Origin of the sequence: Chromobacterium sp. Panama, assembly GCF_003052555.1 — a bacterium.
Taxonomy (GTDB): Bacteria; Pseudomonadota; Gammaproteobacteria; order Burkholderiales; family Chromobacteriaceae; genus Chromobacterium.
In genome coordinates, this window is record NZ_QARX01000001.1 from 4,932,405 (window position 1) to 4,953,840 (window position 21,436).

The 21,436-nt window shown below is 64.5% G+C and carries 16 protein-coding genes; 11 read left to right on the forward strand and 5 right to left on the reverse strand.

The window, feature by feature from the left end; translation table 11 throughout:
• Window positions 1-70: 70 nt before the first annotated feature.
• On the forward strand, window positions 71-538 hold the full coding sequence (locus DB032_RS22220; RefSeq protein WP_107801374.1) for a GNAT family N-acetyltransferase: 468 nt from the start codon (window positions 71-73) through the stop codon (window positions 536-538).
• Between the two features lie 226 nt (window positions 539-764).
• Here the strand turns inward: DB032_RS22220 and DB032_RS22225 are convergent, their stop codons facing one another.
• The 3 genes from DB032_RS22225 to pdxH form a co-directional block, all read right to left on the reverse strand.
• The gene (locus tag DB032_RS22225; RefSeq protein ID WP_107801375.1) at window positions 765-2,018 is read right to left on the reverse strand and encodes a M28 family metallopeptidase; all 1,254 of its coding nucleotides are present in this window, start codon (window positions 2,016-2,018) and stop codon (window positions 765-767) included.
• Between the two features lie 95 nt (window positions 2,019-2,113).
• On the reverse strand, window positions 2,114-3,604 hold the full coding sequence (locus tag DB032_RS22230) for a M4 family metallopeptidase (protein WP_107801376.1): 1,491 nt from the start codon (window positions 3,602-3,604) through the stop codon (window positions 2,114-2,116).
• Between the two features lie 581 nt (window positions 3,605-4,185).
• Window positions 4,186-4,827, reverse strand: a complete 642-nt coding sequence (gene pdxH / locus DB032_RS22235; RefSeq protein WP_107801377.1) for a pyridoxamine 5'-phosphate oxidase — start codon at window positions 4,825-4,827, stop codon at window positions 4,186-4,188.
• A gap of 218 nt (window positions 4,828-5,045) precedes the next feature.
• Here pdxH and hemA point away from each other — a divergent pair, with 218 nt between their 5' ends.
• Together hemA and prfA are read left to right on the forward strand one after the other, a co-directional pair.
• Entirely contained in the window at window positions 5,046-6,299 is a 1,254-nt protein-coding gene (gene hemA / locus DB032_RS22240) for a glutamyl-tRNA reductase (RefSeq protein WP_107801378.1), read from the forward strand.
• On the forward strand, window positions 6,299-7,375 hold the full coding sequence (gene prfA, locus DB032_RS22245; protein WP_107801379.1) for a peptide chain release factor 1: 1,077 nt from the start codon (window positions 6,299-6,301) through the stop codon (window positions 7,373-7,375). Before hemA ends, prfA begins: the two co-directional genes overlap by 1 nt.
• A gap of 338 nt (window positions 7,376-7,713) precedes the next feature.
• Here the strand turns inward: prfA and DB032_RS22250 are convergent, their stop codons facing one another.
• Window positions 7,714-7,893 (reverse strand): hypothetical protein, encoded by a 180-nt coding sequence (locus tag DB032_RS22250; protein ID WP_146176769.1) that lies wholly within the window; start codon window positions 7,891-7,893, stop codon window positions 7,714-7,716.
• 114 nt (window positions 7,894-8,007) lie between these two features.
• Here DB032_RS22250 and gcvA point away from each other — a divergent pair, with 114 nt between their 5' ends.
• The 3 genes from gcvA to DB032_RS22265 all read left to right on the forward strand — a co-directional run bounded on the left by gcvA (window position 8,008) and on the right by DB032_RS22265 (window position 11,208).
• Window positions 8,008-8,928 (forward strand): transcriptional regulator GcvA, encoded by a 921-nt coding sequence (gene gcvA / locus DB032_RS22255; protein ID WP_019102440.1) that lies wholly within the window; start codon window positions 8,008-8,010, stop codon window positions 8,926-8,928.
• A gap of 284 nt (window positions 8,929-9,212) precedes the next feature.
• The gene (locus DB032_RS22260) at window positions 9,213-10,793 is read left to right on the forward strand and encodes an MDR family MFS transporter (RefSeq protein WP_233246763.1); all 1,581 of its coding nucleotides are present in this window, start codon (window positions 9,213-9,215) and stop codon (window positions 10,791-10,793) included.
• On the forward strand, window positions 10,786-11,208 hold the full coding sequence (locus DB032_RS22265) for a MarR family winged helix-turn-helix transcriptional regulator (RefSeq protein WP_107801381.1): 423 nt from the start codon (window positions 10,786-10,788) through the stop codon (window positions 11,206-11,208). The genes DB032_RS22260 and DB032_RS22265 overlap by 8 nt, the downstream gene beginning before the upstream one ends.
• A gap of 25 nt (window positions 11,209-11,233) precedes the next feature.
• On the opposite strand, the gene DB032_RS22270 is transcribed toward DB032_RS22265, so the two are convergent.
• A complete protein-coding gene (locus DB032_RS22270; RefSeq protein ID WP_107801382.1) occupies window positions 11,234-12,001 on the reverse strand; it encodes an ABC transporter substrate-binding protein in 768 nt (255 codons plus the stop codon).
• 117 nt (window positions 12,002-12,118) lie between these two features.
• Here DB032_RS22270 and metH point away from each other — a divergent pair, with 117 nt between their 5' ends.
• The 5 genes from metH to DB032_RS22295 all read left to right on the forward strand — a co-directional run bounded on the left by metH (window position 12,119) and on the right by DB032_RS22295 (window position 21,305).
• On the forward strand, window positions 12,119-15,832 hold the full coding sequence (metH, locus tag DB032_RS22275; protein ID WP_107801383.1) for a methionine synthase: 3,714 nt from the start codon (window positions 12,119-12,121) through the stop codon (window positions 15,830-15,832).
• The gene (locus tag DB032_RS22280) at window positions 15,822-16,340 is read left to right on the forward strand and encodes a DUF2878 family protein (RefSeq protein WP_107801384.1); all 519 of its coding nucleotides are present in this window, start codon (window positions 15,822-15,824) and stop codon (window positions 16,338-16,340) included. Before metH ends, DB032_RS22280 begins: the two co-directional genes overlap by 11 nt.
• Window positions 16,341-16,833: 493 nt before the next feature.
• The gene (locus DB032_RS22285) at window positions 16,834-17,583 is read left to right on the forward strand and encodes a trypsin-like serine protease (RefSeq protein WP_107801385.1); all 750 of its coding nucleotides are present in this window, start codon (window positions 16,834-16,836) and stop codon (window positions 17,581-17,583) included.
• A 251-nt stretch (window positions 17,584-17,834) separates the two neighbouring features.
• The gene (locus tag DB032_RS22290) at window positions 17,835-20,492 is read left to right on the forward strand and encodes a cytochrome c peroxidase (RefSeq protein WP_107801386.1); all 2,658 of its coding nucleotides are present in this window, start codon (window positions 17,835-17,837) and stop codon (window positions 20,490-20,492) included.
• Between the two features lie 189 nt (window positions 20,493-20,681).
• The gene (locus DB032_RS22295) at window positions 20,682-21,305 is read left to right on the forward strand and encodes a hypothetical protein (RefSeq protein WP_107801387.1); all 624 of its coding nucleotides are present in this window, start codon (window positions 20,682-20,684) and stop codon (window positions 21,303-21,305) included.
• Window positions 21,306-21,436 lie beyond the last annotated feature (131 nt).

The following is a 21,436-nucleotide window of genomic DNA, read 5'->3' on the forward strand; positions in this document are numbered from 1 at the left end:
GTCGTAAGCTTGGCCCGAGCGCGCCGCTAAGCCGGCCGATGATAATGAATCAGTTCAGGGGAATTCTACTATGGCAAACCGAGTTGCGTGGCACTGCCACCGTTTCGATGGTTTTACGCCGCTGGCGCTGTATGGGGCCTTGCAGTTGCGCGACCGGGTGTTCGTGGTGGAGCAGCAGTCGATTTACGGCGACGTGGACGGCGTGGATCTGCACTGTCTGCACCTGTCCGGCCACGACGACGGCGGCCGGCTGCTGGCTTACGCGCGCCTGATCGCGCCGGGGGAGAAATACCCGGATGCGGCGGCGATAGGCCGGGTGGTGGTGGCGCCGGAGGCGCGCGGCCAGGGCCTGGGCAAGGCCTTGCTGGCGCAGGCGGTGGCGCAGTGCCGCGCGCATTTCCCGCAGGCGGCCGTCATGTTGTCGGCGCAGACCGACGCGCAGGCCTTGTACGAAAGTTTCGGCTTCTGCGCGGTGTCCGAGATTTACGACGACGGCGGCATTCCGCATGTGGACATGCGGCGAGAGGCCGGCGTCTGAGAACCTGTTTACGATCTGCTGCGCGTCGGCGGAATAGTTAGACAAGGGCGTTGAAAACGCTTTCAGAATGCTCATGTACCCCCTGTGCATTCCGCTTCTTCAACCGTTTTCGCCTTGTCTCGCCTTAGCTCGCGAGATCGTAAACACGTTCTGAGCGCTCGCGGCATGGCCCACAATGAAAAACCCACCCCGCAAGAGGGTGGGCGCATTGGACGGGGCGTTGGGCTCAGCGCTTGACCGCCGGGCCGTCGCTGCCCAATTCCACCGCGTAGGCCAGCGCCAGTTGCGAGAACTTCAGCGCGTGGCGAGCCTGGTTGCCGGCGCTGGCGAGGGTGTCGCGCACGGTGTGGATATTGGGGTTGGACTGGTTGAAGGCGGACTCGAACGGGAAGGACGCCGGGTAGCCGTTCTTGTGCCAGGAGGCGTGGTCCGAGCACGCGTAGCCGCACGAGCTGTAGCCCACTTTCAGATTGGGCAGATAGACCTTGGCCAGGTTGGCGAGGAAGGTGTTCTGCGACGCGTTGGTGTAGTCGGTGAACAGGAAGATGTCCTCCGCGCTGCCCTGGTAGTTGGTCATGTCCAGCTGCAAGGCGCCCACCACGTTGACCTTCTGCTGCTTATAGCGGTTGGCGATGTCGGAGGAGCCGCGCAGGCCCACTTCTTCCGCCGCGTAGGCCATGAACTTGATGGTGCGGCGCGGCTGGTAGTTGTTGGCCATCAGCACGCGAATCACCTCGGTCAGGCTGGCGATGCCGGAGGCGTCGTCGTCGGCGCCCGGCGCGCGGCTGGTTTCGCCGGTGCCGTTGCCCACGGTGGAGTCCAGATGCCCGCCCAGCACCAGGGTTTCGGCGGCGTTGTCCTTGCCCTTGATGGTGAGGATCACCGATTTCTGCGGCCAGGCGCTGTGGGCGAACTGCTCCACGCTCACGTCGCCGCGGCCGGCGGCCAGCTGCCGCCATTGGCTGGCGATCCAGTTGGAGGCGTTGACGCCGTGGCTGGTAGTGTAGAAGCGGTTCTGGTAGTTGGACAGGGACTGGATGGTGCCGAGGATGTTGCTGTCCTGCAGCTGCGGCAACAGCTTGTTGACGGCGGCCTGGTCGTTGATCTGGTAGCTGGGCAGCAGCGCGCTGGCCACCGGGGCTTTCAGCGCGGTGCGCGCGTCCTGCAGATCCTTGTGCACGATGAAGCCGCCGCAATGGCGCAGGCTGTGGTGGATGGCGTCCGACAATTGCGGTAGCACGCTGTCGTCCACTTGCACCAGGTGGACTTTCTCGGTGGCCACGCCTTTGGCGGACACGCCGGCCGGCAGCGCGCTCACCGCCAGCTGGCGGCTTTCCTGACTGCGGCTTTTCGGGCTGACCTGTTGCAATAGCTGGTAGGCGTCGTCGCCGATGGAAATCCACACCGGGGCGGCCTGGGCGGCGCCGGCCAGGCTGGTGGCGGCCAAGAGCGCGACGAGACTCGGTTTGAGAGTGAGCATTCCGGAATTCCTGAGCGATGCCGGCCATGGACGGGCCATGGCCAGCGGATGGGAGAAACGGCGCGGGCCGTCATGGCCGCGCCGTCAGGCGGTCATCAGCTGCCGCAAGCCACGCCCACGGCGGTGAAGGCCTTGGTCACGTCGGCCTTGCTGTAGCCGCGCGCTTCGGCCGCTTTTTCAACGCCGCAAGCGGCGCTGTTGTAAGTGGCGTTGGAGGTCCAGTACAGGCGGTTGGCGTCCACGAACACTTCAAAGGCCTTGCGGGTGTTCCAGCCGGCGCTGGTGGCGATCAGGTAGAAGGCCTTGTTGTACACGCCGCTGGAGTAGTGCACGTCCAGGCCGCTGGTGTAGTCCTTGGCGTGGCCGATGGAGCGGCCGTCCTTGGTCGGATCGGCGAAGTAGCGCAGCGCGCCGGTCTGCTTGAAGATTTCCGCGCCCACCAGGAAGTCGTTCTTGCCCTTCATGTAGTACTCGGCGGCTTCGCCGGCCATGTCGGAGAACGCTTCGTTGATGCCGCCGGACTGGCCGCTGTAGACCAGGCCGGAGTTTTGCTCGGTGAAGCCGTGGCTGACTTCGTGAGCGGACACGTCCAGCGACACCAGCGGATAGAAGCGGGTGGCGCCGTCGCCGAAGGTCATCGCGCTGCCGTCCCAGAACGCGTTTTCATAGTTGCGGCTGTAATGCACCTTCATCAGCAGTTTCTGGTTGATCGGACGCAGGTTGAACCAGTCCTTGTACAGATTGAACACCACGTTGCCGAAGTAGTGGGCGTCGTTCAGCGGCGAGTAGGCGCCGTTGATCTGCTTGTAGGTGTTGGTGGGGCAAGCGAACTTGTACGGGGTGGTGCCGCTGGTGCCGCCGTTCAGGTTGATGGTGGCCACGTTGCCGCTGTCCATCTTGCAATCGCTGGTGACGATCAGCGGGCCGTAGTTGGTGCCGTACAGGTATTTGCCGGTCTTGGCGTTGCCGCCGGGGCCGTTGGCTTCGGCGTGGTTCAGGCCTTCCCACTGCTTCAGCACCTGGCCGCTGTTGGCGTCGATGATGAGGTGCGGGCGGCTGGGCTCCTTGCCGCCTTCCACCAGGAAGGACACCAGGTAAACCAGCTGGGCGGTGTTGTTGTCCAGACGGACCACCAGTTCCGTCTTCTCATTGCGGGTTTCGTAGCCGTTGGCCTTCAGCGCCTTGGCGCTGGCCAGCACCTGGGAGGCGCTGAGCGCCGGCTTGACCGAAGCCAGGTCGGAGCCGATGCCGCGCACATAGTAGCCGGACAGCTTGCTGGCCGCGGCGGTGGACGAGCCTTTGGCGAACTGTTTTTCCTCCACTACGGCCTCGCCCCACACCGGCACGCCCTGATAGAACTGCTGGTAGCGGGTGACGACTTTGCCGTTGGGGAACTGGGCGCTGCGCTGCGCTTTCAGTTCGCCCTGGTTGATGCCGGCGGCGCTGAACACGCTGGCGCCGTCGACGAGTTTGCTGGATTTGGCCAGCGCTTCCAGGTTGACGCGCTCGGCGGCGTGGGCGGAACCGTAAGCCAGGGCGAGAGCGGACAGCACCAGTACGCGAACCATCGCAGTTTGGGTTTTCATCACGACTTTTTCTCCAATGTAGATCAGCAGGACACGGTAATGCCCCGCGTCAAGCCGGCGGGTCTTGCATAAAGGCCGCCGGCGCCAGACAGGCTTGCGCCTGCCCTTTCGGACGCTTGGAAACCGTTCCCTCAAGATGGCTGCCGCCATCGGGTGGGGAGGTTTTCGCCGCGTCCCTTATGCATTCCCGACATGGGACGTCGCTCTGAGCATGGGAAAGGAATTGCTGAAACCAGAGGACGTTGGCTTGGTTTGTTCTGACGACCACTTGCCAAATGCATAAATTATGTATTGGTTTTTCCGACTTGATATGCATCTGTTCTAAGTGCCAGTTGCCTGGGCATGGCCGGCGGCGGGCATGACCGAAATCAAAGCGGGGCGTCGAATCCTTGGTAGACAAGGAGAAGAGAGGGAAACATCAAGAAAATGAAAAGCCGCATCATCCCGATGCGGCTTGTTGTGATGCGGCAACATCCAAATCGCTATAAAAGCGGACAAACTGTCTAATTTGAGATGGTTGCAGTTTTTTGAATATGCGTAAAACTCATTATTTCAATGAGTTGTCCTCACCGGAGACCGGTTCACGGCGCCAGCCGCGCGATCTTCCAGCCGCCGTCTTCCCGCAAGGCGTACTGCACCCGGTCATGCAGCCGGCTGGGTCGGCCCTGCCAGAATTCCAGCCGGTCCGGCGTCACCGCGTAGCCGCCCCAATGCGGCGGCCGCGGCACGTTCAGCGGGTGTTTGACCCCGAACATCGCCGCGCGCGACACCAGCACGCCCTTGGAGCCGATCTCGCTGCTCTGCTCGCTGGCCCAGGCGCCTACGCGGCTGGTGTAGGGCCGGCTGGCGAAATAGGCGTCGGATATTTCCGGCGCCACCTGGGCGGCGCGGCCCTCGATGCGGATCTGCCGTTCCAGCTCCGGCCAGAAGAAGGTCAGCGCCACATAGGGGTTGTCGCTCAATTGCCGGCCCTTGCGGCTCAGATAATTGGTGTAGAACAGCAGCTGGCCGTCTTCCACGCCCTTGAGCAACACGATGCGCGATGTGGGGCGTCCGTCCGCGCCGGCCGTGGCCAGGTTCATCGCCGTGGGTTCCGGCATCTGCGCGGCGATGGCCTGGTCCAGCCAGCTCTCCAGTTGGGCCAGCGGGTCCGGCAGGCACTCCTCCGGCGACAATTCTTTCTTGGAAAAATCCTTGCGGATGTCTGCGAGGTTCAGCGACATTTCGTCCTCCTTGATGGGGCTTATCTTATGCCAGCTTCGCTTGGCCCATATAGGGGTTTGCGCAAGAAGAACGCGTTATTTGGGACGCGCGCGGCGCCGGATTCTGCTATGTCGTATAAGGCGCCGGCGACAGGCCGGCGCGGCTTGCCGCCGCGGCGCAGGACTTGCGGTTCAAGTTAGGCTAAAATACCCCATTTCTTTCCGCGGCTTATCCGCCCATGCATCTGTTCGCCCTTGGTTTGAACCACCATACCGCACCGCTCTCCATCCGGGAAAAGCTGGCTTTTCCTGCGGAGGTGTTGCCCAAGGCGCTGGACAGCCTGGTCAGCTCGCATGCGGCGCGCGAGGCGGCCATCGTCTCCACCTGTAATCGCACCGAAATCTATTGCACCGGCGGCGATCCGCAGGCGGCGCTCAGCTGGCTGGCGCAATATCACGGCCTGGCGCTGGCGGAAATGCAGCCCTATCTGTATCAGCTGGACGAGGCCAACGCCGCGCGCCACGCTTTTCGCGTCGCCTCCGGCCTGGACTCCATGGTGCTGGGCGAAACCCAGATCCTGGGCCAGCTGAAGGACGCGGTGCGCAGCGCCGAACACGCCGGCACCATGGGCACCCTGCTCAACGGCCTGTTCCAGCGCACCTTCGCCGTGGCCAAGGAAGTGCGTTCCAACACCGCGGTGGGCGCCAGTTCGGTGTCGATGTCGGCGGCGGCGGTCAAGCTGGCCGAGCAGATCTTCCCCACCATTGGCGAACTGAACATTCTGTTTGTCGGCGCCGGGGAAATGATAGAGCTGGTGGCCACTCACTTCGCCGCGCGCAATCCCTCCTGTATCACCGTGGCCAACCGCACGCTGGAGCGCGGCCAGCGGCTGGCGGAGCAGTTCGGCGGCAACGCCGTCACCCTCGCCGAGCTGCCGGACATCCTGCCGCGCTACGATGTGTTGGTCACCTCCACCGCCAGCCAGCTGCCCATCATAGGCAAGGGCATGGTGGAGCGCGCGATCAAGGCGCGCCGTCACCGCCCCATCTTCATGCTGGACCTGGCGGTGCCGCGCGACATCGAAGTGGAAGTGGGCAAGCTGGCCGATGTGTTCCTGTACAGCGTGGACGACATCGCCAGCGTGGTGGAAGTGGGCAAGGAAGCGCGTCAGAGCGCGGCCGCGGAAGCCGAAACCATCATCCAGGCCCGGGTTTGCGAGTTCAGCGACTGGCTGAAGAAGCGCGAAACCGTGCCCTTGATCCGCGCGCTGCGCGACGACGCGGACCGGCTGCGCCGCGCCGCGCTGGACGCCGCGCTCAAGCAGCTGGCGCGCGGCGAAGCGCCGGAGCGGGTGTTGGAAACCCTGTCGGTGCAACTGACCAATAAATTGATGCATCCCCCCACCCGGGCCTTGTCGTCCGGGCGCGGCGCGGAGCACGACGCGCAGGTGGAAGCCGTGGCGCGTCTTTATCGTTTACACCCGGAGTCGTAATGAAAGCGTCAATTGCGGCCAAACTGGCGCAACTGGCCGATCGTCTGGAAGAGGTGACCCACCTCCTGGCCAGCGAGGCGGCCACTCAAAATATGGATGCGTTCCGCAAGCTCACCCGCGAGCACGCCGAACTCAGCCCGGTGGTGGAAACCTACCAAGGCTATCGCCAGTGCGAAAGCGACATCGCCGCGGCGGAAGACATGTTGTCGGACCCGGAAATGAAGGAGTTCGCCCAGGCGGAAATCGCCGAGGGCAAGGATAAGCTGGCGGTCTTGGAGCTGGAGTTGCAGAAGCTGCTGCTGCCCAAGGACCCCAACGACGAGAAAAACATCTTCCTGGAAATCCGCGCCGGCACCGGCGGCGACGAGGCCGCGCTGTTCGCCGGCGACCTCCTGCGCATGTATACCCGCTACGCCGAACGCAATCGCTGGCAGGCGGAGATCGTCTCCGCCAGCGAATCCGACCTGGGCGGTTATAAAGAGGTCATCGTGCGCCTGATCGGCTTCGGCGCCTATTCCCGGCTCAAGTTCGAATCCGGCGGCCACCGCGTGCAGCGGGTGCCGGTGACCGAGACCCAGGGCCGCATCCACACCTCGGCCTGCACCGTGGCGGTGATGGCCGAGGCCGACGAACTGGCCGACGTGGTGCTGAACCCGTCTGATCTGCGCATCGACACCTTCAGGGCCAGCGGCGCCGGCGGCCAGCACATCAACAAGACGGATTCCGCGGTGCGCATCACCCATATTCCGACGGGGATTGTGGCGGAGTGTCAGGACGGCCGTTCCCAGCACGCCAACAAGGCCAGCGCCATGCAAGTGCTGGCGGCGCGCATCATGGACATCCAGCGCCGAGAACAGCAGCAGAAGGAAGCGGCCGAGCGCAAGAGCCTGATCGGCTCCGGCGACCGTTCCGAGCGTATCCGCACCTATAACTTCCCGCAGGGCCGCATCACCGACCACAGGATCAATCTGACGCTGTACAAGCTGGATTACGTGATGGACGGCGATCTGAGCGAACTGACCGGCGCCTTGATCGCCGAGCAGCAGGCGGAACTGCTGGCGGAATTGGGCGAGTGAAAGCCGGGCGGTACTAGCCAGGATTATTGCGTTGCCGCTGTCGGCGCAACGCGCTACACTCGCAAACTCAAGAACGGGCGGTTCGCCGCCCGCGCCCAAGCGACGTTCGCGCCGCCTGGGCTTATTCTCCGAACTTTGGGCCACTCGCGTGGCCTTTTTTCTTGTCCGCTCGCCGGAGCGCGGGCAAAAAAAAGCCGGGCCCTGTCTGAACCCGGCAATGCCCAACGTGGATTGGCAGTTAATCTGGCGACGCCGCCGCAGTTTCGGCGACACGCGATAAGCGGTGGAAAATTCTCCGTTGCAAGCGGATGTCATCCTGTAATATTTATAATCCGTTACTATTTCAGTACGGATAAAGCCTTAGGCTCGGGAATGACGGTTCCGTTTCCGGGAAAGCCAAGGCCGGGCTTGGTTTTGGCTGCGGGCGCCACGCTGGAAATCGGGGAGCGCGGCAGGGACGGTTCGATCAACGCGGAGCGGCGGTCTTCATGCCATTGACGCATGGCGGCGGCTTGCATGCCGCGGTCCGCCGTTCCAAGCCCAGCCGTGCCCGGCATGCCTAGCATACGATGTTGCGCCTGGCATGACAAAGCAGTTAATTTCATGATAACCATGATAAAAAGGCATGTAAGATGAAGCTGCCACCGCTGAATGCATTACGCGTATTTGTCGTCGCCGCCGAGCATTTGTCCTTCACCCGCGCCGCCGCCGCGCTCAGCCTGACCCAAGGGGCGGTCAGCCGCCACGTGCAAACGCTGGAGGAATACTACGGCGCCACCCTGTTCACCCGGCAGGCGCGCGGCCTGTCGCTGACCGCCGAGGGCGAGGCGCTGATCAAGCCGGCGCGCGAGGCTTTCCAATTGCTGAACGAGGCCAGCGAAGCGCTGCGGCTGCGGCAGAGCGATCTGCGCGTGCGCATGCCGCCCACCCCGGCGATGCGCTGGGTGCTGCCCAATCTGCCGGACTTCCAGACCCGCTATCCGGAATACACGCTGCACCTGGTGACCCAGCTGATTCACGACAAGCCGTTCAACCGCGCGGAGTACGATCTGGCGGTGGTGGGCATGGCGCGCGCCGAAGTGGCGCCGGATCTGCGCACCGAATGCATCTGCCGCGAAAAACTGATCCCGGTCTGCTCCCCGGCCCTGCTCAACGGCAAGCACCCGCTGAACACCCCGGACGATTTGCGCCATCACACCCTGCTGCACCCCTGGCGCGATCAGGACACCTGGAAGCGCTGGCTGAAACTGGCCGGCGTCAACGGCGTGAATCCGGAAAGCGGCGTCACCTTCGACGCCTCCGAATACGCGCTGCACGCTGCCGTCGCCGGTATGGGCGTGACCCTGGCCCAGGTGTCCATGGTGACCCAGGACCTGGATTCCGGCCGGCTGGTGATGCCTTTCGACACCGTGCTGGAGACCGAGTGGAGCTACTACCTGGTTTATCCGCACGAGCTGGCGGAACTGCCCAAGGTCAAAGTGTTCCGGGACTGGCTGGTGGCCATTCTGGCCAAGAGCGAGGCCAGCAGCTGGCTGGCCCGGCGCGGTTACTGAAGCCCGCGGCGGCGCGGACGCGCCGCCGCCTAAGAACCCGTTCAAAGTTTGCGGCGCTTTGGCCGGATAGTTTAGATAAGGGCGTTAAGAACGCTTTCAGAATGCACAGGTACCCGCTGTACATTCCGCTTCTTCAATCGTTTTCGCCTTGCCCCGCTCTTGCTCGCGCGCCTTAAACAGGCTCTAAGAGCCCCTGCTTTGTAAATCTTTGTGTCCGCCACTGGATTCCTGGCCTTTCTCGGCGCAAAATAGTTGACTAGTCAATTATTGATGGATCAACAAAAATGAACACCTTAGCCGCAACCGCTGGAGCGGCCGGCGCGCTGGATTTCCGCCAGAAAGTGCTGGCCATGCTCGGCCTGTGCTTCGTGCTGCTGATGGTGGCGCTGGACCAGACCGTGGTCGGCACCGCCATGCCCACCGTGGTGGCGGAGCTGCACGGTTTCGACCTGTACGCCTGGGTGGGCACCGCCTACCTGCTCACCTCGGTCATCACCGTGCCCATCTTCGGCAAGCTGGGCGACGATCACGGCCGCAAGCCCTTCGTGCTGACCGCCATCATCCTGTTCACCGTCGCCTCCATGCTGTGCGGCCTGGCCCAGGACATGCTGGAACTGGTGCTGGCGCGCGCGCTGCAAGGCGTGGGCGGCGGCATGCTGGTGGCCACCACCTTCGCCTGCGTGCCGGACATGTTTCCGGAAACCGCGCAGCGTCTGCGCTGGCAAGTGATGCTGACCGCGGCCTTCGGCCTGGCCAACGCGGTGGGCCCGACCCTGGGCGGCTTTCTCACCGAATACCTGGGCTGGCGCTGGGTCTTCTTCGTCAATCTGCCGGTGGGTCTGGCCAGCCTGTGGTTCGTCTGGCGCTATCTGCCGGCGATGCGCCGCGCCGGCGCCGCGTCCAAGCTGGACTGGCAGGGCGGACTGCTGATCGCCGCGCTGCTGGGTTCGATGCAATTGCTGGTGGAATGGCTGCCGCTGCACAAGCCGCTGTGGCTGATGGCCGGTCTGGGCCTGAGCGGCCTGGCCGCGCTGGCCGGCCTGCTGTGGTGGGAGCGGCGCTGCCCCAACCCGCTGCTGCCCTTGGACATGCTGAGCCACCGCAGCCTGGCGCCCTTGTTCGGCTTGTCGCTGTTGCTGGGCGGCGGCATGTTCGCGGTGATGTACTACGCGCCGCTGATGTTCCAGGGCGGCTTCGGCCTGTCGCCCAACCAGGCCGGCCTGCTGGTGACGCCGCTGGTGGTATGCATCACCCTGGGCAGCATCCTGAACGGCCGCATCGTCACCCGGTTGCGCCGCCCCACCTTGCTGCTGGGCCTGGGCTTGCTGCTGTTCGCCTTCACCGCCGGCGCGCTGGCCTGGGTGGACGCCGGCACCGCGCACTGGCTGGTGGCCGCGCTGATGGCGGTGGGCGGCTTGGGCCTGGGCCTGTTGCTGCCCAATCTGACCATCTTCGTGCAGCAGAGCGCGCCGCGAGAGCAACTGGGCGTGGCCACCGCCATGATTCAGTCCACGCGGATGATAGGCGGCATGTTGGGCACCGCGCTGGTGGGCGTCTTCGTCACCCACCGCTACGTCGCCGGCGTCGACGCCCTGCCGGCCGCGCCGCAGTGGCAGGCCTGGCTGCGTGATCCGCAAATCCTGCTCAGCCCGGACACGGCCGCCCGTTTCGAACAACTGACGACGGCGGCCCGGATCAACGGCGGCGCCTTGCTGGACGCCTCGCGGCTGGCGCTGGTGGACGCCATTCACCTCAGCCAGTGGCTGGTGGCGGCGCTGGCGGTGCTTGGCTTATTGCTTGTGCGGCGAGTCCCGCATGTAGAATTGCGCGATGTTAAAACCAAGACGGCGGTAATCCATGACTGAACGCGCTCCCAATCTGCTGCAGCAAATCGGCCGCACCGGCCGCGCCATGTACGCGGCGTTTGAACAGCAGGTGGGCTATCCCTTGCCGCGCTGGCGCATTCTCGCCGCGCTGACCGATCTGGAGCAGGCGACGCAGAAACAGCTGGCCACCCGGCTGATGATGGATCCGGGCGCGTTGACGCGGCAGTTGAAGGGCATGGAGGAGGAGGCTCTGGTGCGGCGCATCACCGATCCGGCCGACAACCGCCAGACCCTGGTGACGCTGGCGCCGGCCGGACAGGCGCTGATAGAGGAGGTGCAGCCCAAGCGCGAGGCGTTTTTCCGGCATGCGCTGGCGGATATTCCCGCCGAGCAGATGGAAACCGCGCTGGAGGTGATGCACCGGCTGGAGCAGCGCTTCCGCGGCCAGGATTAGAGCCGGCGCCGCCGGCCGGCGGCGCTCATTCCTGCGGCTGCCACTGATAGGTTTTCAACACCGCCTTGATGCGGCCGCTTTTCTGCAGACGGTCTATCGCCTGGTTCAGCTGCGCCACCTTGATGTCGGAATGCGGCGCCACCGCGCACATGGTGGGCATGAAGGTGACCACCAGCGGGTGCAGCTTGAACTGCGCCGCGTCCTGCGGCCAGTTGCGCGCCCAGGCGGCGAACTCCAGTTCCGACACGATGGCGGCGTCGCTCAGCCGCTTTTGCACCGATTTGATCAGCAGCTCCATCCGCGCCTCCTCGTTGTGGGAGGCCGGGTTGCCGCGCCAGAAACGCTCCAGCGTCGGGTAGTTGTAGCCGCGTATGGTGACGATGCGCTTGCCGGCGAGGTCGTTCACCTGGCGCACCTCGGTGGCTTGCTTGAGCGTCAGCGGACGCTCCAGCTGCGGATAGATCTCATGGGTCCAGCCCAGCCGCGCGGCGTTGCCGAACCAGTCCGGATTGGCGTTGCAGACGATGTCCACCCGGCCCGATTCGATGGAGGCCTCCACCCGCTTGCGGGCGATCAGAATGAATTCCGGACGCAGGCTCAGTTCGGCCGCCAGCATCTCGCCGATATCCTTGGACAGGCCGCCGCGCAGGTGCTCGCCGTCCGGCGACAGCATCACCACCGGCGCCGCGTCGGTATCCGCCACGCCTATCCGTAAACTGCCCGCCGCCCACGCCTCCCCGCACCATGCCGCCGCCAGCCCCGCGAGCAGCCACAGCTTATTCGTAATGGCCATATGGATGTTCTCTCTTTATTCTTAAGCAAGCGCCCGGACAGTTGATTGCGAGTGTTAAGATGAGCTTTTGAGTCCGTTGCGCTTGTTATCGTTGTAGACAAAAAAAGTTCAGCCGCCATGACAAAAACATCCTCGCATCCCCTCCGGCAACACCTATCCCAACGCATTCTGATCCTGGACGGCGGCATGGGCACCATGATCCAGCGCCATCAGTTGGAGGAGGCCGATTATCGGGGCGAGCGCTTTGCCGATTGGCCCAGCGACGTCAAGGGCAACAACGATTTGCTGGCGCTGACGCGGCCGGACGTGATCGGCGGCATTCACCAGGCCTATCTGGACGCCGGCGCGGACATCATCGAAACCAACACCTTCAACGCCACCTCCATCGCCATGGCGGATTACGCGATGGAAAGCCTGGTGTGGGAAATCAATCATGCCGCGGCCAGGCTGGTCAAGGAACTGTGCGAAAAGGCCAGCGCCGCCAATCCGGCCAAGCCGCGCTATTGCGCCGGCGTGCTCGGTCCCACCAACCGCACCTGTAGCATCAGTCCGGACGTCAACGACCCGGGCTACCGCAACGTCAGCTTCGACGAACTGGTGACCTCCTACACCGAGGCGATAGACGGCCTGGTGCAAGGCGGCGCGGACCTGCTGCTGGTGGAAACCATCTTCGACACCCTGAACGCCAAGGCGGCGGTGTTCGCCATCCACAAATACTTCGACGAGCGGCCGGACACGCCGCGGCTGCCCATCATGATCTCGGGCACCATCACAGACCAATCCGGCCGCACCCTGACCGGTCAGACCACCGAGGCCTTCTACAACTCGCTGTCCCACGCCGACGCGGTCAGCTACGGTCTCAACTGCGCGCTGGGCCCGGATCTGCTGCGGCCCTATGTCGAGGAGATGGCGCGGGTGTCCGCCGGCTATGTGTCGGTGCACGCCAACGCCGGCCTGCCCAACGCCTTCGGCGGCTACGATCTGGAGCCGGAGGCGATGGGCGTGTACGTCCGAGAATGGGCGGAGTCCGGCCTGATCAACATCGTGGGCGGCTGTTGCGGCACCACGCCGGAACACATCGCCGCCATCGCCCGCGCGGTGGACGGCGTCGCGCCGCGGCCGCTGCCGGCGATAGAGGCCAAGTGCCGGCTGTCCGGCCTGGAGCCGTTCAACATCGGCGACGGGGATCTGTTCGTCAACGTCGGCGAGCGCACCAACGTCACCGGCAGCCGCGCCTTCGCCAAGCTCATCCTCAACGGCGACTACGCCACCGCGCTGGACGTGGCGCGCCAGCAAGTGGAGAACGGCGCCCAGGTCATCGACATCAATATGGACGAGGGCATGCTGGACGCCCACGCCGCCATGGTGCGCTTCCTCAACCTGATCGCTTCCGAGCCGGACATCGCCCGCGTGCCCATCATGATCGACTCCTCCAAGTGGGACGTGATCGAGGCCGGCCTCAAGTGCATACAGGGCAAGGGCATCGTCAACTCGATCTCCATGAAGGAAGGCCGGGACAAGTTTGTCGAACAGGCGCGCTTGATCCGCCGCTACGGCGCCGCGGTGATCGTCATGGCCTTCGACGAAGCCGGCCAGGCCGACACCTACGCCCGCAAGATAGAAATCTGCGAGAACAGCTACCGCATCCTGGTGGACGAAGTGGGCTTCCCGCCGGAAGACATCATCTTCGACCCCAATATCTTCGCCGTGGCCACCGGCATCGAGGAGCACGCGCGCTACGGCCTGGACTTCATCGAAGCCACCGGCTGGATCAAGCAACAGCTGCCGCACGCCAAGATTTCCGGCGGCGTGTCCAACGTCTCCTTTTCCTTCCGCGGCAACAACAAGGTGCGCGAGGCCATCCACGCCGTCTTCCTCTACCACGCCATCCAGCGCGGCATGACCATGGGCATCGTCAACGCCGGCGCGCTGGAAGTCTACGACGAGGTGGACCCGGAACTGCGCGAACGGATCGAGGACGTGGTGCTGATGCGCGCGCCCAAGGACGGCGGCGACGCCACCGAACACCTGATCGCGCTGGCGGAAAAATACAAGGGCGAAGCCGCCGGCGAGAAAAAGGGCGAAGACCTGGCCTGGCGCGCGCTGCCGGTGGAAAAACGGCTGGAGCACGCGCTGGTCAAGGGCATCACCACCTTCATCGTCGAAGACACCGAGGAAGTGCGGCAGAAAGCCGCGCGCCCCATTCATGTGATCGAAGGTCCGCTGATGGACGGCATGAACGTGGTGGGCGATCTGTTTGGCGCCGGCAAGATGTTCCTGCCGCAGGTGGTCAAATCCGCGCGGGTGATGAAGGCCGCCGTCGCCCACCTGGAGCCCTTCATCGAAGAGGAAAAGATCCGTCTGGGCCTGGCCGACGCGCCGGCCAAGGGCGTGATCATCATGGCTACGGTCAAGGGCGACGTCCACGATATCGGCAAGAATATCGTCGGCGTGGTGCTGCGCTGCAATAACTACCAGGTGATCGATCTGGGCGTGATGGTGCCTTGCCAGAAAATCCTGGACGCCGCCATCGAACACAAGGCCGACATCATCGGCCTGTCCGGCCTGATCACCCCCAGCCTGGAAGAAATGAGCCATGTGGCCAAGGAAATGCAGCGCCAGGGCTTCAGCGTCCCGCTGCTGATCGGCGGCGCGACCACATCCAAGGTCCACACCGCGGTCAAGATCGCCCCGCACTACCAGCACCCGGTGATCTACGTGCCGGACGCCAGCCGCGCCGTCGGCGTGTGCTCCAACCTGCTGTCCGACACCCTGCGCGACGGCTTCGTCGCGGAAAACCAGGCCGAGCAGGACCGCGCGCGCGAAGGCCACGCCAATAAGGCGAGCCGCAAGGTGGTGAGCCTGGAACAGGCGCGCGCCAACAAGGAGGCGATAGACTGGGCGGCCTACCAGCCGCCCACGCCGCAATGGCTGGGCGTGCGCCGTTTCGAGCGCTATCCGCTGGCCGAGATCGCCGCCTACATCGACTGGACGCCGTTCTTCCAGAGCTGGGAGCTGGCCGGCCGCTTCCCGCGCATCCTGAACGACGAGATCGTCGGCGAATCCGCGCGCGCCTTGTACGAGGACGCGCAAGTGATGCTCAAGCAGATCATTGCCGAGAACTGGTTGGGGGCTAACGCGGTGATCGGCCTGTTCCCGGCCGCCAGCGTCAACCACGACGATATTGAAATCCGAGATCCGGACAAGCGCGCCAGCCTGATGAGCTGGGTGGGCCTGCGCCAGCAACTGCCCAAGATGGACGGCAAGGCCAACTGGGCGCTGGCCGACTACATCGCGCCGCGGGACAGCGGCGTGCAGGATTATATCGGCGCCTTCGCCGTTACCGCCGGCATCGGCATCGAGCCGCACGTCAAACGCTTCGAGGACGCCGGCGACGACTACTCCTCCATCCTGCTCAAGGCGCTGGCGGACCGGCTGGCCGAAGCCTTCGCCGAACTGATGCACGCCCGCGTGCGCCGCGAGTTCTGGGGCTATGCCGCCGCCGAGCAGCTGGACAACGAAGCGCTGATCGACGAAAAGTACCAAGGCATCCGCCCCGCGCCCGGCTACCCGGCCTGCCCGGACCACACCGTCAAGACCGCGCTGTTCGAGCTCTTGGACGCGCCGGCCATCGGCATGACGCTGACCGAAGGCTATGCGATGCTGCCCACCGCCGCCGTGTCCGGCTTCTACCTCAGCCATCCGGCCTCGCGCTATTTCGGCGTGGGCAAGATCGAGCGCGACCAAGTGGCCAGCTACGCCCAACGCCGCGGCGTCAGCGTGGAACAGGCGGAACGCGACCTCGCCCCCAATCTGGGCTATGACGCCTGAGGCGGGCAAGCCCTGGCCCAGGCTGCTGCTGGGCGGCCTGATCTTCGGCGTCGGCGCCTGGCTGTTGTTCAGCTTCCGCGACCGCTACGTGGTGCTGTTGCTGGCCGGCGCGCTGCTGGCCTGGCAAGCGCTGCCGGCCGGCGTTAAAACCCGCGCGCTGCTGTTGAGCGCGGCCGCCTGTCTGCTGGACTTCGCCGTCTCCGGGCTGGGTCTGTACCGCCTCGTCGGCGTCGGCGGCCTGCCCTTGTGGCGGGTCGTCTTGTGGCTGAGCTTCAGCTGCTGGTGGTTGCGGTTGCTGGCGGTCTGGCGGCCGTCGCCGCGTCTGCTGGCGCTGGTCGGCGCGCTGGCGGGGCCGCTGCTCTGCTGGTGCGGCCTGCAACTGCGCGCCCTGCAAGCCGGCGCGCCGCTGTGGCTGACGTTGCTGGCCTTGGCGCCGTTATGGGCGGCCTTGCTGGCCTGGACGCCGCGTTTGCTGCCGATGGACCAAGGATCGGCGGCGCAGGCGTGATTGTGGATAAGAAGGCGGTTCTTGCCGATCTGTGGATAAACTAACGCGTTGTCGCGTTCATGCCTTGAGCGCATTTGGCGTCCCCCTGAATAAAAACCGCATCGTTTACGATGCGGTTTTTATTTATTTAATCCGAAAAATCATAATTCAATCCAAAGTTAATTAAATATGGATTATTAAAACTGTTGGAAAAGCGGTGAAAATTAACAAAGCGGCTATTTCAGTTTCAGCACAATCGTATCGCGGCGCGCCACAGGCGGATTAGCCGCGTGCGCAGTAAGAAGTTTTAATAAAAACTTATGACTTTGTTATTTTAACGGCGGCCGGGCATGGAAAATTCACACATGAAAATCATTTCGAAAATCACATAATCATTGCAACCGGACGGCAGGCTCGCAACGAGGAATTGGCAGATTCCGAGCGAATCAAGGCGGCCTCGTCCGGTATTTTTGGATGATGAAAACCGCAATAACGATTTTGAAAAGGATATTCCGTGAATAAACTCATTGTCGCCGCATGCCTGTTGGCCAGCGCGCAATTGACCGCCGCCGCGCCGTTCTCTCCCACCGAAACCCATTACGTCAAATTGGATTTCCGCGGCTCGTCCGGCGGCAATATCTGCGGCGGCTCGCTGGTGGGGCCGGACCTGGTGCTGACCGCCTCGCACTGCATTCTGGACAACTGGAACAGCGTGACCGCTCATTACGGCCGTCACTTCGCCCAGCGCGTGGAAACCGCGCGCAACAACGCCAAGCCCAACTGGATCAAGTTCGACCACAACGGCGTAGCGGTGGACCTGGCCCTGCTGAAACTATCCCGCCCCATCGCCGGCCTTGACGGCGCCAGAACGGTGCCGGTGGTGGCGCAGGAGGACTGCAACGGCGCGATAGGCGCGATGCAAGCCAATCTGCGCATGGCGGAGACTGGCGGCCAGCTGGCGGCCAGCCTGATGGATGTCCGCGTCGCCAATATCCAGCGGCTGGGGCCGTCGCCCTTGGCCAACGGCGTGTCCCTGCTGGCCAACGGCACGGTGGGCCGCGGCGGAGACTCCGGCAGCCCGTTGTTGTCGCCCAAGGGCGTGCAAGTGGGCGTATACAACGGCAACGCCGGCAATGTCTCCGCCTACGCCGCATTGTGCAAATACGCGGGCAGCATCAAGGCCTGGTCCGATGTGCTGAGCCCGTCCGGCAGCCAGACCCCGCCGCCCGGCGACTGGGTGTGGCCGGACGCCGCGCGACGCTGAAACCGCGCGTCCAATACGAAAGCAGCCCTTGGGCTGCTTTTTTTGCGTTGGAGTCGTTGAACAGCTTCTTCGCCGTTCAGAACACCTCGATATCGGTCAGATGATGGCGGCCGGTGTGGTTTTCCTGGCAGAACACCTTGGCGCGCACGGTCAGGCGCGACTCCGGTTTGCCTATCCTCGACATGCTTCTTGTACGAACAACTCTACAAACGCATAATCTGCCGTTTTGAAAATAATTCTCAATTACAAAAATGCACTCGCGCCTTGCACTCTCCCTCATTCTGGCGGGCAGCCTGGCCGTGGCCGCCTGCTCCGGCGGCCCCGCCGCTCAGCCGGTCCGCACCGGCGTTTTTGTCGATAGCCCGGTAGCGGGCCTGGACTACGACAGCGGCAGCCATGCCGGCAAGACCACCGCCAACGGCGAATTCCGCTATCTGGACGGCGAAACCGTCGTCTTCCGCATCGGCCAGCTGGAACTGGGCCGCAGCCTGGGCGCGCCCCAGCTGACTCCGCTGCAACTGGCCGGCAGCCAGAACCCGGCGGATCCCAAAGTGCTGCGCCAAGTGCAGCTGCTGCTGACACTGGACGAAGACGACAATCCCAACAACGGCATCCAGATCAGCGCCGACACCGCCGCCCGCTTCCGGCGCAGCATGCGCTTGGAACAGGCCGGCGATCTGCAAACCCTGCTGGACAGCGCCGGCATCGCCCGCAGCGTGGTGGCCGCGGACTACGCGGCCAGCCACTTCCGCCTGAGCCTGGCCGCGCTGCGCGAACAGCCGCCCGGCCCGCGCTTCACCGCACTGGCCGAAGCGGACGGCGCACCGCTGACCGACGCCGGCGAACGCGCCGGCTGCGTGAAAGACAAGCAGACCGGCCTGATCTGGGAAGTGAAATCCGTGCAAGGCCTGCGTAGCCAATTCCACAGCTATTACGCCAGCGCCAGCCGCAATCCGGAACGCCCGGCCCAATGCGAACCCGGTCAGGAAGACTGCCTGGCCGTCACCTACACCGAGGCCGTGAGCAAGCAAAAACTATGCGGCTTCGAAGACAGCGAAGAAGACATCGCCGCGGAACGCGGCTGGCGGCTGCCCACCGAGCGCGAACTGAAAACCCTGCTGGACTGGAGCCAGTACGACCGCTCGCGCGGCCTGCCGGCCATGGACCGCCACGTCTTCCCGGACGCCGAAGCCGCCTTCTACTGGACCGCCACCAGCCGCCGCGGCGAAGGTTCGCTGGCGGTGGCCTTCGACGACACCCACCGCACCCTGCCCAGCGTCAGCCTCAGCTTGGGCCAGCCGGCGCGGCTGCGTCTGGTGCGCGGCCCCAAACTGGCCGACGATCCCAATCCGGAACAAAATCAGACAAAGCCGCCAGCCTACATCCCGGTCAGCGCCGACGGCCAACTGGCCGCACCGGCCCAGGCCGCCTGCGTCGACGACAACCAACATCCGGACGGCTGGCGCGACGTCATCCTGTGGCAGGCCCGGCCGCGGCCGGCCGGCGCGGCCAGCCTCAACCCGGCGCTGGCCGCATTGCAACAGCAACGGCTGTGCCAGCAGGACAACTGGCGGCTGCCCACGGTGGCCGAGGCCATCCGCTGGCTGCAACTGCAACAGGATCCGGACTATCCCGCCGCCAATGCCGCCGCGCGGGTATGGGCGCGCGACGCCGGCGGCGAACTCTACGGCCTGGACCGCGACGGCGGGAAACAGAGCGCCGCCCGGCTCGCTGCTGAGGCCGAGCAGCCGCTGCTGGTCGCCCTCTCCATCCGTCCGGCCAAACCGCCGCTGCCGGACAGCGACGGCGAGGCGCCGGACGCCGCCCAGCTGGCGCAATGGCGGACCCGTTACAGCCAATACCAGCCCGGCGCGGAGCGCCAGGCGGCTTGGCCCGCGCCCACGCTGGACGCGTCGGCGCAAGCCGGCTTCCGAGATCTGGGCCTGCTGCCCGCGGCGCCGTTTCCGGCCGACAACCCCTATAGCGCCGCAAAAGTGGTGCTGGGCGACAAACTATTCCGCGATCCCCGGCTGTCCCGCAACAACCGCATCGCCTGTATCAGCTGCCACGCGCCGGAACACGGCTGGAGCGATCCGCGTCCGGTGTCCCAAGGCCACATCGGCCAATTGGGCGGCCGCAACGCCATGACCCTGCTCAACACCGCCTACGTCGGCGCGCTGTTCTGGGACGGCCGCGCCGCCAGCCTGGAAGAGCAAGCCAAGGGCCCGGTGGTCAACCCGCTGGAAATGCATCAGCCGCTGGGCCAGGCCGTGGCCAAGATCGCCGCCGCGCCGGAATACGCGCCGCTATTCGCCGCCGCCTACGGCGACAGCCGGGTGGATCTGGACCGCATGGCCAAGGCCATCGCCACCTTCGAGCGAACCCTGATCAGCCAGGACAGCGCCTTTGACCGCTTCCTCAAGGGCGAGCGCGCCGCGTTGAACGACCAGGCGCTGTGGGGCCTGCATCTGTTCCGCACCAAGGCGCGCTGCATCAACTGCCACAACAGCCCGCTGCTGTCCGACAACCAGTTCCACAACACCGGTCTCAACTACATCGGCCGCAATAAGGAAGACCTGGGCCGCGGCGGCGTCACCGGCTTGCGCGCCGATCTGGGCAAATTCCGTACCCCCACCCTGCGCGATCTGCTCTACACCGGCGACTACATGCACACCGGCGACATGCCGCTGGATGAAGACGGCGCCGGCGTGATCGAGTTCTACAACAGCGGCGGCAATCTGGTGGAAGTGGTGGGCGTGGAAAAATACACCCTGCCCAAGCCCTCGCCGCTGCTCAAGCCGCTGGGCCTCAGCGCCGCGGAAAAGCAGGCGCTGCACGCCTTCCTGCAAGCGCTGTCCGGCCCGCTGCGGCTGCAGCCGGCGAGCGAAGCTGAGCTGTTCCGGCGCTGAGAACCTGTTTACGATCCGCTAACGCGTCGTCAGCATGGCATTGAATCTCCATGGCCCGGCCTCGCCGCCGGGCCGCGTTCGCGCTGGAATCCACTGGCGCAAACGCCGTTTACGGTTTATTTCAAAATATCGCGCCATGACATGCGCGTGTTTTACAAGCGGAAACCGTGAACAACAAGGGGAGATGCGATGGCGTGGTCTTTGCAAAGAGCTTTCAATAACGCCGGGAACGGCGCCAACGCCGCCGGGGTGTGCGAGGCCGCGGTCTGCCTGTGGCTCAAGCACATCCAGGACCGCGTGGGCAAACGCAACTGGGGCAGCAGCGCCGGCGACTACCTGCCCACCACCCAACAGGCGGACGCGCTTTACCAGCAGTTCGACAACGGCGCCTATCTGTTCCGCTTCGCCTCCTACCTGGAACAGCAGGTCTATCCCTCGGTGGCCGCCCACAATCGGGTGGGAGACGGCAATCACGCGGAAACCTTCGGCCTCACCTTCTGCCACTACTGCAACAACGCCCACGGCGCCAGCGCCCAAGCCTGGCAAGACATCCTGGAAAATCGGATGGTGCGCGGCGATGCGCTGTTCCTCAACCTGATGCATAACGGCGGCGCTTCCGGCCACGCCGTCGGCGTCTATAAGGGCAGCGACTACATCTGGGTGTTCGATCCCAATAGCGGGCTCTACCGCGGCAATGTCAGCGCCGGCTGCTGCAGCGCGGCGGACTTGTTCCGCGCGGCGCAATACCTGGCCGGGCTGACTACCGGCTACTGGAACGAGACGGTTTACTACGGGCTGCATATGCGGGCGTGATTTGCGAAGTTACGATTTTTGAGAGTTTGAATCCGCTTCGCGGATGATGATTCAGGGCCGGTTCCGCCCGGCAAACGGAAAGGGGAATTTGCGCGGCCAAATTCCCCTTTACCCCAAAGGCCGCCCTGCAA

What these genes read in the sequence shown, in the direction of transcription:
- DB032_RS22280 (WP_107801384.1), top strand. Translation starts at nt 15,822, where the DNA reads ATGACGCCTGAGGCGGGCAAGCCCTGGCCCAGGCTGCTGCTGGGCGGC.
- DB032_RS22225 (WP_107801375.1), bottom strand. Translation starts at nt 2,018, where the DNA reads ATGCTCACTCTCAAACCGAGTCTCGTCGCGCTCTTGGCCGCCACCAGC.
- prfA (WP_107801379.1), top strand. Translation starts at nt 6,299, where the DNA reads ATGAAAGCGTCAATTGCGGCCAAACTGGCGCAACTGGCCGATCGTCTG.
- DB032_RS22265 (WP_107801381.1), top strand. Translation starts at nt 10,786, where the DNA reads ATGACTGAACGCGCTCCCAATCTGCTGCAGCAAATCGGCCGCACCGGC.
- metH (WP_107801383.1), top strand. Translation starts at nt 12,119, where the DNA reads ATGACAAAAACATCCTCGCATCCCCTCCGGCAACACCTATCCCAACGC.
- DB032_RS22270 (WP_107801382.1), bottom strand. Translation starts at nt 12,001, where the DNA reads ATGGCCATTACGAATAAGCTGTGGCTGCTCGCGGGGCTGGCGGCGGCA.
- DB032_RS22295 (WP_107801387.1), top strand. Translation starts at nt 20,682, where the DNA reads ATGGCGTGGTCTTTGCAAAGAGCTTTCAATAACGCCGGGAACGGCGCC.
- hemA (WP_107801378.1), top strand. Translation starts at nt 5,046, where the DNA reads ATGCATCTGTTCGCCCTTGGTTTGAACCACCATACCGCACCGCTCTCC.
- DB032_RS22250 (WP_146176769.1), bottom strand. Translation starts at nt 7,893, where the DNA reads ATGCAAGCCGCCGCCATGCGTCAATGGCATGAAGACCGCCGCTCCGCG.
- DB032_RS22260 (WP_233246763.1), top strand. Translation starts at nt 9,213, where the DNA reads ATGAACACCTTAGCCGCAACCGCTGGAGCGGCCGGCGCGCTGGATTTC.
- pdxH (WP_107801377.1), bottom strand. Translation starts at nt 4,827, where the DNA reads ATGTCGCTGAACCTCGCAGACATCCGCAAGGATTTTTCCAAGAAAGAA.
- DB032_RS22220 (WP_107801374.1), top strand. Translation starts at nt 71, where the DNA reads ATGGCAAACCGAGTTGCGTGGCACTGCCACCGTTTCGATGGTTTTACG.
- DB032_RS22290 (WP_107801386.1), top strand. Translation starts at nt 17,835, where the DNA reads ATGCACTCGCGCCTTGCACTCTCCCTCATTCTGGCGGGCAGCCTGGCC.
- DB032_RS22230 (WP_107801376.1), bottom strand. Translation starts at nt 3,604, where the DNA reads ATGAAAACCCAAACTGCGATGGTTCGCGTACTGGTGCTGTCCGCTCTC.
- gcvA (WP_019102440.1), top strand. Translation starts at nt 8,008, where the DNA reads ATGAAGCTGCCACCGCTGAATGCATTACGCGTATTTGTCGTCGCCGCC.